This window comes from Planococcus salinarum (assembly GCF_007004625.1).
Classification (GTDB): Bacteria; Bacillota; Bacilli; order Bacillales_A; family Planococcaceae; genus Planococcus; species Planococcus salinarum.
On the sequence record NZ_VIFV01000032.1, the window covers coordinates 21,286 to 33,690 of the forward strand.

Below are 12,405 nucleotides of genomic sequence, written 5' to 3' on the forward strand. Positions count from 1 at the left end.
AGATATGCCAAACATTAAATCTGCGATCAAACGTGTGAGAACGAACGAGTCTAAAAACGCTCAAAACACGCAAGCTAAATCAGCAATGCGTTCATCTTTGAAAAAAGCTGAGCAAGCTTTGACAAACAATGACGAAAACGCAAACGCAACGGTTAAAGCTGCGATTAAACAAGTGGAAAAAGCGGCTTCAAAAGGCTTAATCCATAAAAATACTGCAGCCCGCCAAAAATCTCGCTTGATGAAACAAGCGTAAAAATGTAAAAAGCCGGTTCCTTTTAAAAGGAGCCGGCTTTTTTTCTTTGATTTAATTTATAAATCGCTTCAGCTTTTCTTTGCCCCGCGTTTCATCAGAAAGAATTCCAGGACTCGTTCGCGGTTGCCGCTGACTGTTTTGAGTTGAAGATCGATTTCGGCCAGATCGCCCAGTACTTCGAGCAGCCGCTGTTCCGAAAAAGGCTGACGCTTTTCGACGAGCAGTTTCACTCTGTACGGATGCGCTTTTAATTGTTTGGAGATCTGCTGGGCATGGTAGCCTTTTTTCTGAAGATAATAGACATGCACCATGAAACGGATCTGGGATGCCAACAGTGCAGCGAGCGCGACCGGTTCCTCTTTCTGCCTGAGGAGATCGTAGTAGACGCTGAGCGCTGTGCTGATGTTGCCGTCCAGATAGGCCTGCAGCATTTTAAATGCATCCTGTTCAAGTGTGCGGGAGGTCATCCCTTCGACGAGCTCTTCGGTGATCCCCCCTTCAGCTCCCAGGTAGAGCGACATCTTCTCGACTTCCGATGACAGAAGAGTCAGGTTGGTGCCGGCCATTTCTATGAGCTTGCGCACGGCTCCCCGGCTGATGTCCTTGCCGAACGATTTCGCTTCCTGTGACAGCCAGGACTCGAGGTCATTTGCCTGCAGGGATTTGGCTTCGACCACGACTGCATGCTGCTTCATGGATTTGACGATTTTTTTCCGTTCGTCCAGCTTTTCGTAAGGAGCAACAAAAATGGTGACTGAAGCCGATGGCGGATTCTCCAGCCAGGACTCGAGGAGTTTCAGGTCATGATTGATCTTTTCCTTGCCTCTTTCGGCTGCTTTCAGGAAAGAGGCATTTTTTGCGATGATCAATTTCCGTTCGCTGAAAAAAGGAAATGTGTCCGCTTCGTCAATGACGTGATCGACCGGGACTTCGTCGAGATCGAAGAATGTCAATTCAAGTTCCTCCGCCTTGGCCAGGCTTGATTTCAGAAGGTCCAACGTTTTTTCGATAAAATAACTTTCAGTGCCTATTAAAAGATACACAGGGGCGATTTGGCCGCTGCGTATGGATTTCCATATTGAAGTGATCATATTTCCGCCTCCTTCTTGTTCTATTATATCGGATTTCCGGCTGTTTGTGGGATTTGTCTTTTCTGTGACGGCAGGCAAAAAGAGCCGCAATTATAAAGTTCAATGTAGATTTTTGGGATGCAGTAGCTTATAATTAGAGGGAATCAGGAGGGATAGCCATGAATGAATTTGAAAATAATGTACAGTCGAAGCGTAACGACGCCATCGATGCCGGTATGGGATTTGTGGTATCATTCGTTTTCTTCGCAACTATCTTTATCGTCGCTGCAGTTGTACAATACGTGGCATTGTAATTTTAAAAAAGGTTCCGGCTATCCAGCCGGAACCTTTTTTCATTTCATGGTTGCAACAGAAAAGCCGCCTTCGCGAAAAACAACTTCGATTGTTCCGCGGTCCGCTGTATTGAGAGTCGGCAGCTGAAGGCGCTCAAACCTCTCTTCGACTTCTTCCGCAGGATGGCCATATCGATTGTCTTTGCCTGACGAAAAAATGGAAAGTGCCGGCCGGAGTTCTGCAAGAAAAGTTTCACCACTTGATGTTTTGCTGCCGTGATGGCCCACTTTCAAAACCGCAATATCTTCGAGCAGATCCCCATAAAGCCTGAGCATCTCATTTTCCCCGGCCGTTTCAAGGTCGCCTGTGAACAATACCTTAGTTCCCTGATATTCCATCAACAGAACAAGAGAATCGTTGTTGCCTTCATAGATGCCATCGTCCGGACTTAAATAGCTGAAGGTGATTTCACCGACCCGCCAAAAACTGCTTCGCCCCGGCAGTCGGATGGACGTGTCGTCCAGATCCGTTTCGAGCCCTCTGACAATTTCGGAACTTTCGGAGCCCGGTGTCAGATGAAGTTCGTCTACCGTGAAGAGCTGCAGGATTTCATCCGCCCCTTCCGCATGATCAGCGTCCGGATGTGTCAGGATGAGCTTATCAATCGAAGAAATGCCTTCCCCCTGTAAATACGGCGCCACCACCTGCCGTCCGACTTCAAATGGACGGACCCTTTCACTGAATCCCTCCCTGTCAAAACGCAGCAAGCCCCCTGTGTCGATGAGGTAAACGCCTTTCCGGTAGGGCAACTGGATCAGCGCACTGTCTCCCTGGCCGACATCGATGAATGTCACCTTCAGAGCGCCATCAAAATAAGGCATAGCCGAAAAGAGAATGGCCGGGACAAAGCCGATGCCAATTTTCCACCAGCTTACCCCTCTTTCCACAAGACTGTAAAACAGGATGACCCCGCCCAGCATCAAACACAGAAACAGGCCACCGGGCTTGCCGGGAACCCACATCTGGTGTGGCCATTCCGCCAGCCAGGCAGTCCACCGTTCCACAATAAGCCGCAAAGGTTCATACATATAAAACACGAAAACTGCCGCTGGTTGAAACGCAAATGTCAGGAACAGCGCCAAAATATTCATCGGCAGAATCACTAACGTATAAAGAGGCACAAAAAGGCTGTTGACCAAAAAAGAAGACAACGATAAACCATAGAAATGGAAGAGCAGAATCGGATACAAAGTAAACTGCGACAGGAACGTTATCAGAAGCCCCATCGAGACAGGTGATTTTGCCGCTTCCAGCAGTTTCAATGAATAAATGATGCCGAAACTCGCGCCGTATGAAAGCTGAAATCCAATTTTATAAATGACATAGGGATCTGCTGCGATAAAAACGATAAAACTCAGCAGCAAAACATCAGCAACCGGCGTTCGTATCCGAAGGAGCCGAAAAGCCAGGATCGCGCTTGTCATGCTGACAGCTCGCCAGACTGAAGGTGCTCCTCCTGCCAGTAAGGCGTATAAAGGCAATAGAACCAGCAACAGGAGCATCGCGGTTTCTTTTCGGATGCCGCAGCGCAGCATAAAAAAATACAGCAGGCCGCTGATGATCCCGACATGGAGGCCCGATATTGCAAAAAGGTGCGAAATTCCCAAAGTCTGCTGAATGCGCTGCTGTTCAGATGTGATGCTTTCGCGTTCTCCGATCAGCAGTGCTTCAGCTTCTGCAGTCAGGCTGGCGGGAAAGCGTTTGCGTATATGTTCCTTCAGCTGCGCCCTCCTGTCGGACATGGCAGCTGAAAAGCCCTCCAGAGGTTTCTCATGGGTCAATTCCTGCAGTGCAAGGACTGAAGCAGCCCCGTTGCTCGTAAGGTAGCCTGCCATATCAAAAGCATATTCATGTGATGCCACGTCGGGCTGTTCGAATACTCCCCTGACATGGAAGAGGGATTTTCGGATCAGGTGCTCTTTTTCCACTTTTTCTTCCGGAGATGCAAATCGGTAGCTGGCGTAAACAAGTCCACCGTCATTCAGCTCCATAAACCCCCGCACCGAATCTCCGTCAATCTTAAACCCTTCCTGAAAATGAGCGGTGCCGTCATAAACTCCTGTGTAATCAGGCAGTGCGCCATGCCGCTGATCCTGTACCATAAAAAACACTGCCGAAAAGAGCAGAACAGCAGCAAATGCCGCTTCCGCTTCCTTTTTCCAGAGCATCCATAGAAAAAGCAGCGCCATGAACACGAGTAAACCAGGTGTTTCATGCGCTGCTATTGTAGAAATTGCCGCTGCTGCAGCAAAATAAATCATTGTATTCCGGCTCAGACTTCGATCTCTTCTCCGAATAATTCCTTCACCCGCTCATTGTAATGAGCCAATTCTTCTTCGCTTCCGCCTTTTTCCCGAAGCTTTCCAATCAGCTCGATATAGAGAGCCGCCTTTTCCACACCGAGAAAATCGATTTGCCGCTCGTCAAAAATCACTTGGACAACTTCCACACCCGCCTGTTCCAATAATTCGATTGCGTATTCGTGGTTTTTGTAATCTGCTGCATAATATAGCCGGGATATTCCGGCCTGTATGATGGATTTTGTACACTGGAGGCACGGGAAATGACTGACATACATATCAGCGCCATTGACGCTGACCCCATACTTCGAACATTGCAGCAATGCGTTCATTTCGGCATGGATCGTCCGCACGCAATGGCCGTCCACTACATAACAGCCTTTATCGATGCAATGGTCGCCACCGGATATCGAGCCATTATAGCCTCCCGCAATAATCCGCCGGTCGCGGACGATGGTCGCTCCAACCGCCAACCGTGTACACGTGCTTCTTAACGCCAACAAATGGCTTTGCGCCATGAAGAATTGGTCCCAAGTTATTCGCTTCATTTAATTGCCCCCTGCTTTATACTGTCATTTTCAGTTTAGCAGAGGTGGAAAAGACGTCAACAATCAGTCCACCGAAATTAAGTTTTTCAATTGTTCAAACGTTTTATCGCCGATGCCGGTTACATCTTTCAAAGCTTCGATGGAAACGAACGGGCCATTCTCTTCACGGTGCGCGATGATGGCTGCCGCTTTTGAAGGACCTATCCCGGGCAGAGTGGTCAGGCCCGTGTCGTCCGCCGTGTTGATGTTCAACGGGCCCCCTGCCTCGGCCGTTGCCGCAGCCTCCGCCGGTTGGGTGATAACCGGTGGCGCATCAGCCGCCTCGCCTGCTTTTGGCACAAATACGCTCATTTCGTCCGTCAGTTTCATGGCCATATTAAGTGACAGGTCATCAGCGTCCGGAAGAAAACCACCGGCGAGCTCAATTGCATCGTGCAGCCGGGATTCCGAAGGCATTTCAAATACACCCGGTGCATTTACCTGGCCTTTGATTTCTATCAAAATTTTCGCTGGTACTGTTTCCGTCTTTGTTTCGGTTTCGGTTTCGTTGATAATGGTTGGGGTTTCACTCAGCTGAGGGGATTCAGCTGTTATCAGATCAGATGGTGCCGCTCCGGTTTCTTCGGAATCACCATGGGGAAATAAAAAATAAAGCGCCAGCATTGATAGGACTGCAGCGGGGATCAGCAGTCTGCTGTATTTACTGAAAATCTGTTGGATTGTCAGTTTGCATCCCTCTTTCCAGCGGGAAGCAATTAAATGGAAGCTGTCTGAATTATACAATTATTGTAAGCGCCTGTCCATAAAAGTTTAGTAAGAAATAAGATATCTAAATCGCTTCGGCGCTTTGGACAGTGCAAAGATTATGCTCCTGCGCACTGCTCGTCGCAAAGGATGCGCCAGCTTCGTATGGCGAACCTTGCCTCCCGCAATAAGCCGAGAAGACCACTCGTCTTATTGCTCCGGTCGGAATTCGCCTGCTCCTGAGCCGCGCCGGCGCTGGGAAAGTAACTTTGTTTGAGTGGGTCCTAAAGATATGAAGCAAAACAGCGAAGACGCCATGGGGAGCAGCGCCCTTCCATGTCTCGAAGCTAGCGCAGCGATGCAGAGACAGAAACGGCGTTGGCTTTCCAACGTCGTTTCGACGAAGTGCGTAATCTACTATTATTTATAATCGTGCTCCTGCATCGCTGCGCTGCTTCGTCGCAAAGACTTAGCCTCGCAAGCATCGGCTAATGTCTTCGAAGCTGTTTTGCGTAATATCGGTTCCTATAGCTTAATTCAATATAAATATAGATTTTTATACAAAACAAAAAACCACCGATTGGTGGCTTTAAAAATTTCCATTAAACTTTTCTGGCACAGAAGAAAATCCGCTCGCTTTCGCTTGATGGTTCTGCATCCGAAAAATCCGCTGTGATCGATTCGATTACAAAGCCCGCCGCTTTCAGCCAGGTGCTGTAGGTGGAAACCGGGAAGGTACGCTGTTCGTGTGTTTCTTCAAACCGCTTATACAAGTCTTCCTGTTCCCTTACAAAAAACGTAATGTCGTGGACGACACTGTGATTGGCTTTGCCGGGTTCCGTGTGCCAGATGAACGAAACCTCTTCATCGTCAAGCACAAAAGGGCTGCCCATATAAACTTCATCGACCTTGTGGGTGGAATGAACATCAAAAAACAGCATGCCTCCGTCGTTCAAAGCTTTGTGCACTTCATTGAACGTTTTCTGCACCTGTTCTCCGCTTTTTAAATAGTTCAGCGAATCAATTGCAATTGTAACTGCATCAAAGCCATGAAGGCCTTCGAGACTGTCCATTGACAATTGATACGTCGGGATACGCAGGTTGGCCACCTGGAATCTTTGATTGGCCATTGTCAGCATTTCTTCGGACAGGTCGCTGGCTGTCACTTCGTAGCCCAGTTCTGCAAAAAGTTGGGCAAGTGTGCCCGTGCCGCATGCCAAATCGAGCAATTTTCCGGAAGTCTGCCACGAGGCGATCCATTCAACATATTGTTCATAGGGAATGTCCTGCATCAGGCTATCGTAAATTGACGCGAATTTGCCGTAGCTCATATTTCCATTTCAGGCGCTTCTCTCCAGAGGCGCTCCAAATTATAATAAGAACGTTCGTCTTTGTGGAAAATATGCGCTACGACATCTCCAAGATCGACAAGGATCCAACGGGCCGAATCAAAACCTTCGATACTTTTCACTTCATTACCCGCTTCATTGGATTTCTCGATGATTTCGCGTGCAATCGCCTGGACCTGGCGATCTGAATTCCCGCTGCAGATGACGAAATAATCCGCGAGCAACGAAATCCCTTCCATATTGAGGACAACGATGTCCTCCGCTTTTTTATCTTCGGCAGCTTGATATGCCATTTGCAATAGTGTATGTTCAGTCATTCTTTCACTTTCCCTTTCTGTTGCACGAAGTATTCATAACACTTCAGTGAATCCGGATAGACCGGCTGATTTTTTGATACAAGAAAATCGATGCTGTGTTTGACGCAGGCTTCCATCATAACATCCAATCCCTGTTCTTTTAATTGACGCAATTCTTCGACGCCTTTGAATTTCCTGTTCGGTTCCACGAGGTCTGCGATATAAACCACTTTTTCCAGGTCGGACATGCCGGCGCGGCCGGTTGTATGATACCGGATGGCATTTAAAACATCTTCATCTTCCACACCGAATTCATAGGCAGCGACATATGCCCCGACCGGAGCATGCCATAATTCCGAATGATATTCCAGTAGTAGGGGGTCCATCGCTTCTTTTTCCATGATGGACTTCATCCACTCCTTGTCGGAGAACTTGGCGACGTCATGCAGAATCGCGGCCACCTGAGCTTTTTCCTGGGGCACGCCGAATCGGATTGCCAGTGCTGTCGCCGTGTTCAAAACTCCGACAACGTGTGCATACCGGTTGTCAGGTAGACGTTTCTTTACGAGTTGAAGCATCTTGCTCTGGTCCATATAAACCCTCCTCACGGATATAGGCTTCGACTTTCTCGGGCACGAAAAATGTCAATGGCCGATTCGCTGCCACTCTTTCCCGCAGCATTGACGAAGACAGATGCATTTCTGGGGAATCAATCATCATGACGGGAAAATCGGTGCTGGAATCATAGCCCGGGCGGCCGATTCCAACAAACTGAATCATTTCCGCCAGTTCATGGATTCGATGCCAGGAATTCAACCCTTCGATCGAATCTCCCCCGACAATGAAATAAAATTCTGTTTCCGGTTCCATTTCCACTAATTGACTGATTGTATTGAATGTGTAAGACACTCCGCCAGCCAGGATATCAATGGGCTCGATGCGAAACTGTGAAAAACCTTCTACCGCCAATTCCGTCATTTTCAGGCGCTGGGAAGTATCCGCACCGTGAACCTCTTTGTGCGGGGCAACTGCATTGGGCATGAACCGTACTTCGTCCAGGGCCAGCGTGTGAAAGGCTTCATTAGCCATGATCAGATGGCCGAAGTGCGGCGGATTAAAGGTTCCTCCCAGAATCCCCACTTTTTTCATCGCTTCACCGGCAACTCGATCCGCTTATTATTTACTGATTTTTTGTAAAGGACGACTGTATGGCCGATCAATTGCACCAATTCCGCTCCTGTTCCCGCAGCCAATTTTTCTGCCACTTCGTTCTTGCCGTCTTCATTGTTTTGAAGAATACTGATTTTCACCAATTCGCGTTTCTCCAGAGCTTCTGTAATCTGAACGATCATCGCTTCATTTACGCCGCCTTTGCCTACCTGGAATATCGGATCGATATGATGTGCTTCGCTTCTCAAAAATCGCTTTTGCTTACCTGTTAACATAATTTCCTCCTAATTTTTCCGTTATCAATTGAATCATCTTTTCGGTATCGGGTTTGATGCCTGTCCATTTCTCAAAAGCGATGGCGCCTTGATAGACGAACATGCCCACACCGTTCAACGTCCTGCAGCCTTCCTCTTCAGCTCGTTTCAGGAAGGGCGTTTCGATCGGATTATAGACGATGTCTGCTGCCAGTGACCCGGGCCTCACATTCTGGAGTCCGATCGGCAATGCCTCATCTTCCGCCAAACCGACAGAAGTTGTCTGGATGATGATATCAAAGTCGCCAAGCCTGTGCTCCGCTTCCGCTTTCATCATCGGCTTGCTGCCGGTTTCGGAAGCAAGCTCTTCGGCCCGGCGGTATGTCCGGTTGGTGATCGTCACATCTTCAAAACCACCGCGTTTCAGTGCAAAACTGATTCCCCTGGCTGCTCCTCCCGCTCCAATCAACAGAATTCTGGAGTCGGAGGCAGGCTTCATCGTCAGCAGGGATTTCACAAATCCATCGCCGTCTGTATTTGTCCCATTAAAACTCTTGCCACTTCGCACAACCGTGTTTACGGCATCCATCGCTGCAGCAGTATCATCAATACCGCCAAGCAATGGAATGATTGCCTGTTTATGCGGCAGCGTCACATTAAAACCGCTTGCCCCAAGAATCAGCAAAGCCTCGTATGCCTGTTTCAAATCTGAAGGTTCCACATGCACCGGTATAAACGAAGCATCCAGACCGTTTTCTCTGAACCATGTTTCGTGCATGAACGGTGACAATGAATGGGAAATCGGGTCGCCGATTACCGCATACCATTTTTTCATCCAATCCCTCCTATATAAGAGATGGCCGCAGCATCACTTCGACATCTTTCGGCGCATGCGCTGCGACAGTAACATTCGGATGCTGAACAGTTACCCAGCCCAGACCGGAAAAGACAATATCGGTTTTTGCATCCTTGATGCGGAATTCATGGCGCACCAATTCCGGATAATCCTCTTTGTACTCTTCGGACGGCGGAGCAAGCATGCCACCGAAATGCTGTTCGTACAATGCATCAGCATTATCCAGTTTCGTCCGGTGAATCGGCAGGTCATTTGCAATATGAAACGTAAACGATGAACGTTCACCCTGGATGAAGTCAAATCTTGCCAGGCCACCGATAAACAGCGTCTGCTCCGGATTCAGTTGGAAGACCCGCGGCTTGATTACTTTTTTCGGCATGATCATTTTCAAATCAGCTGTATGAAGATAGTGAGCAAGCTGGTGGTGATTGATGATTCCCGGCGTATCATACATCGACTTCTCATCGTCCAGCGGAATTTCGATCATATCGAGCGTTGTCCCCGGAAAATGCGAGGTAGTGATGATATTATCCTGGCCGGTCGCCTGTTTGATGATGCGGTTGATGAAAGTGGACTTCCCGACATTCGTAGAACCGACCACAAATACATCGGCGCCTTTACGGTAATGTTCGATCGCTTCCATCGCTTCCGCAATCCCTTTCCCTTTAGCTGCGCTGACTGTCAGAATGTCAACCGGCTTCAGGCCAAGCTTGTTTGCTTCCCGCTTCATCCATTGCAGGAGTTTCTGTTCTTTGACCGATTTGGGCAATAAATCCGATTTATTGGCAATCAGCAGAATGTCGTTGTTTCCGACAAATCGGTGAAGGCCTGGAAGCCAGCTTCCATTGAAATCAAAAATGTCGACGATTTTCACGATTAACCCTCTGCGTTCACCCAGCGAGTTTAAAATCCGCAGAAAATCATCATCCGTCAGCGACACGGGCTGTAGCTCATTGTAATTTTTCAAGCGGAAACACCGTTGGCAAATTACCTCTTCCTTGTCCAATGATGATGCCGGGGCATAGCCCAACTTTCCAGGATGTTCTGTTTGTATCTGTGCACCGCAGCCGATGCAATTTGGCATTTCACTCAATTTTCTTCCTCCCAGGTTATATATCCTTTATCTTTAAGCCTCTTCATGATGCGGCGCTCGACCAGACGGTTGAAACGTGTAAAGAACCCGTCGGATTGGGCGACCGGCAGGACGAGGATCGTATGCAGTTTGTTGCGGTTGCCGCCAAATATATCGGTCAGCATCTGATCGCCGATGACAACCACATTTTCCCGCTTCACGCTCATGATTTTCAAAGCTTTCCGGAAAGCTTTGCCCATCGGTTTGCGTGCCTGGAAAATGAATGGGATGCCAAGCGGATCGGCAAATGATTTGACGCGCAGCTCATTGTTATTGGAAACGATGACCACCTGGATGCCTGAATCCTTCATCGTTTTCAGCCAACTGATAAGCATCGGGGTGGCTTCAGGGCGGTCCCATTCGACCAGCGTATTATCAAGGTCCGTAATGATTCCCCGTATGTTTTTCTCCAGCAGACTCTCCGGGGTGATATCAAACACCGATCTGACATATTGGCTCGGTATAAATTTTTGGTACACTATCAACAACTCCTGTATCCTCAAACTTAATGTTAATGATTATAGCATATTTGCCAGTGCTTCTCCCACTTTTACCGGTTCACCGGCCACAATATTCTCCGTAAACCGGTAACGATCCGGCTCAAAAAACAAAACCACGGTGGAGCCGAAACTGAAATAGCCGACTTCTTCACCTTTTTGCCACTCATCCTTCGTGTTTGTCAGTTCTATTGAATTAACGAACATCGCTCCGACTTTCACCATCAGTACGTTACCGCCTGCTGTTTGAAGTTCCGTAATCAGCCGGTAATTGCCACTGATCGGCGACTTGCCGTAAAGCAAACCTGACTGGTTGACCGGGTAGGATTTTTTTCCGAGCACAAACTGGCGGATGACCTTGCCGTCCAATGGACTGTGAATCCGGTGGTAATCGGCTGGCGAAAGATAAAGCACTGCATAGTTGCCATTTGCGTAGCGCTCTGCCAATTTCTCGCTTCCCATCAGCTCTGAAAGCGAATACTCCTGGCCCTTAACAATAAACCGGCTGTCCGGATGGATTTTACCGGCTATTTCCACTTTGCCGTCGACCGGCGAGACGACAGCCGTTTCCGCCTGTGGACGACTGCCTGGCCGCAACTTCCGGATAAAGAATTCATGGAGAGAAGAGAAGGAATCCATTGGCTGTTCAATATCTTCTGTCTTTATATTATATGTCTTGACATAGTTTTGGATGACTGAGCGACTGCCCGCGGATTTTGCAAATCGTTGCAATAAACCGGACGTCATAGGTCCATTCGTCAACTCGATTGTATATTGATATAACTTTTTCTTCATCGGACTACCTCCATCATGATAAAAGTCTACCATTTTTTCTAATCAAACAGTATAATGAAAGAAACATCATTATGTATTTTAGGAGGATTCTCCATTGATTTTTATAGAACGTATGGACAACACGATAAAAAAATTTAAATCCCATACTGCCAATATGCTGACCATCGGGAATATGGCGTTTGGGGGCGCGGCAGTTATGGCGGCCCTCAACGGTGCATACAGTTTCAGTGTGCTGTTCATCTTCATAGCCGCTTTTCTGGATCGTTTCGACGGCATTGTCGCCCGCAAGCTCAATCAGGAATCAGAGCTCGGGAAGCAATTGGATTCCATGAGTGACATCATTTCCTTCGGCGTGGCGCCCGCCATTTTGATATACCAACTTGCGTTGAGTGATTTCGGCATTGCAGGCATGGTCTTTACCGTAATTTACATTTCCAGCGGAGCGTTCCGCCTTGCCCGCTTCAATATCAGCGAATCAAGCGGCTACTTTACCGGATTGCCGATTACCGCAGCCGGAACCGTCTTGACTCTGTCATATTTCGGTCTGGAAACCTTGCCGACTGTCTTTTATATGTTTCTAGTCCTCATTTGTTCGCTGCTGATGATCAGCACATTCACATTGAAAAAAGTGTAAATAAAAGCTGCCGGAATTTATCCGGCAGCTTTTTTGGTGTGCCCGGCATGGGCGTAATCTATAGGGTGCGAGTCCCGAACTGTGAAGGCAGAAGTAACAGTTAGCCAAGCGCAAGGGTGTCCACGGCGACGTGGAATCTGAAGGAAGCGGGCG

General features: G+C 48.2%; 16 protein-coding genes. 3 read left to right on the forward strand and 13 right to left on the reverse strand.

Going from position 1 to position 12,405, the window contains the following annotated elements; all coding sequences use genetic code 11:
* Positions 1-4: 4 nt before the first annotated feature.
* Complete coding sequence (rpsT, locus tag DIJ65_RS14230) at positions 5-253, forward strand: 30S ribosomal protein S20 (RefSeq protein ID WP_117303294.1); 249 nt, start codon at positions 5-7, stop codon at positions 251-253.
* Positions 254-321: 68 nt separating this feature from the next.
* On the opposite strand, the gene holA is transcribed toward rpsT, so the two are convergent.
* Positions 322-1,344, reverse strand: coding sequence for a DNA polymerase III subunit delta (gene holA, locus DIJ65_RS14235; protein WP_117303292.1), 1,023 nt, complete (start codon positions 1,342-1,344; stop codon positions 322-324).
* A gap of 158 nt (positions 1,345-1,502) precedes the next feature.
* Here holA and DIJ65_RS14240 point away from each other — a divergent pair, with 158 nt between their 5' ends.
* Positions 1,503-1,637, forward strand: a complete 135-nt coding sequence (locus DIJ65_RS14240; RefSeq protein WP_117303290.1) for a YqzM family protein — start codon at positions 1,503-1,505, stop codon at positions 1,635-1,637.
* Positions 1,638-1,676: 39 nt separating this feature from the next.
* Here DIJ65_RS14240 and DIJ65_RS14245 read toward each other — a convergent pair whose 3' ends face one another.
* From DIJ65_RS14245 to DIJ65_RS14300, 12 genes are all read right to left on the reverse strand, one after another.
* Complete coding sequence (locus DIJ65_RS14245) at positions 1,677-3,938, reverse strand: DNA internalization-related competence protein ComEC/Rec2 (protein ID WP_230321441.1); 2,262 nt, start codon at positions 3,936-3,938, stop codon at positions 1,677-1,679.
* A gap of 11 nt (positions 3,939-3,949) precedes the next feature.
* Positions 3,950-4,525, reverse strand: a complete 576-nt coding sequence (locus DIJ65_RS14250) for a ComE operon protein 2 (protein WP_117303289.1) — start codon at positions 4,523-4,525, stop codon at positions 3,950-3,952.
* Between the two features lie 63 nt (positions 4,526-4,588).
* The gene (locus DIJ65_RS14255; protein WP_230321440.1) at positions 4,589-5,308 is read right to left on the reverse strand and encodes a helix-hairpin-helix domain-containing protein; all 720 of its coding nucleotides are present in this window, start codon (positions 5,306-5,308) and stop codon (positions 4,589-4,591) included.
* A gap of 563 nt (positions 5,309-5,871) precedes the next feature.
* The gene (locus DIJ65_RS14260; protein ID WP_071151966.1) at positions 5,872-6,600 is read right to left on the reverse strand and encodes a class I SAM-dependent DNA methyltransferase; all 729 of its coding nucleotides are present in this window, start codon (positions 6,598-6,600) and stop codon (positions 5,872-5,874) included.
* Positions 6,597-6,935 (reverse strand): ribosome silencing factor, encoded by a 339-nt coding sequence (gene rsfS, locus DIJ65_RS14265; RefSeq protein ID WP_071151967.1) that lies wholly within the window; start codon positions 6,933-6,935, stop codon positions 6,597-6,599. Before rsfS ends, DIJ65_RS14260 begins: the two co-directional genes overlap by 4 nt.
* Positions 6,932-7,507, reverse strand: coding sequence for a bis(5'-nucleosyl)-tetraphosphatase (symmetrical) YqeK (yqeK, locus tag DIJ65_RS14270; protein ID WP_071151968.1), 576 nt, complete (start codon positions 7,505-7,507; stop codon positions 6,932-6,934). The genes rsfS and yqeK overlap by 4 nt, the downstream gene beginning before the upstream one ends.
* Positions 7,461-8,063 carry a nicotinate-nucleotide adenylyltransferase gene (locus DIJ65_RS14275; RefSeq protein WP_071151969.1) on the reverse strand — a complete coding sequence of 201 codons (603 nt, stop codon included), beginning with the start codon at positions 8,061-8,063 and terminating at the stop codon, positions 7,461-7,463. The genes yqeK and DIJ65_RS14275 overlap by 47 nt, the downstream gene beginning before the upstream one ends.
* Complete coding sequence (gene yhbY, locus DIJ65_RS14280) at positions 8,060-8,359, reverse strand: ribosome assembly RNA-binding protein YhbY (RefSeq protein WP_071151970.1); 300 nt, start codon at positions 8,357-8,359, stop codon at positions 8,060-8,062. Before yhbY ends, DIJ65_RS14275 begins: the two co-directional genes overlap by 4 nt.
* The gene (gene aroE / locus DIJ65_RS14285) at positions 8,346-9,173 is read right to left on the reverse strand and encodes a shikimate dehydrogenase (protein WP_071151971.1); all 828 of its coding nucleotides are present in this window, start codon (positions 9,171-9,173) and stop codon (positions 8,346-8,348) included. Before aroE ends, yhbY begins: the two co-directional genes overlap by 14 nt.
* 10 nt (positions 9,174-9,183) lie before the next feature.
* Positions 9,184-10,287 (reverse strand): ribosome biogenesis GTPase YqeH, encoded by a 1,104-nt coding sequence (gene yqeH / locus DIJ65_RS14290; RefSeq protein WP_071151972.1) that lies wholly within the window; start codon positions 10,285-10,287, stop codon positions 9,184-9,186.
* Positions 10,284-10,823, reverse strand: coding sequence for a YqeG family HAD IIIA-type phosphatase (locus tag DIJ65_RS14295; RefSeq protein ID WP_260678709.1), 540 nt, complete (start codon positions 10,821-10,823; stop codon positions 10,284-10,286). Before DIJ65_RS14295 ends, yqeH begins: the two co-directional genes overlap by 4 nt.
* A 21-nt stretch (positions 10,824-10,844) precedes the next feature.
* The gene (locus DIJ65_RS14300) at positions 10,845-11,618 is read right to left on the reverse strand and encodes a phosphatidylserine decarboxylase (RefSeq protein WP_071151974.1); all 774 of its coding nucleotides are present in this window, start codon (positions 11,616-11,618) and stop codon (positions 10,845-10,847) included.
* 94 nt (positions 11,619-11,712) lie between these two features.
* Here DIJ65_RS14300 and pssA point away from each other — a divergent pair, with 94 nt between their 5' ends.
* On the forward strand, positions 11,713-12,252 hold the full coding sequence (pssA, locus tag DIJ65_RS14305) for a CDP-diacylglycerol--serine O-phosphatidyltransferase (protein ID WP_071151975.1): 540 nt from the start codon (positions 11,713-11,715) through the stop codon (positions 12,250-12,252).
* Positions 12,253-12,405: the final 153 nt, after the last annotated feature.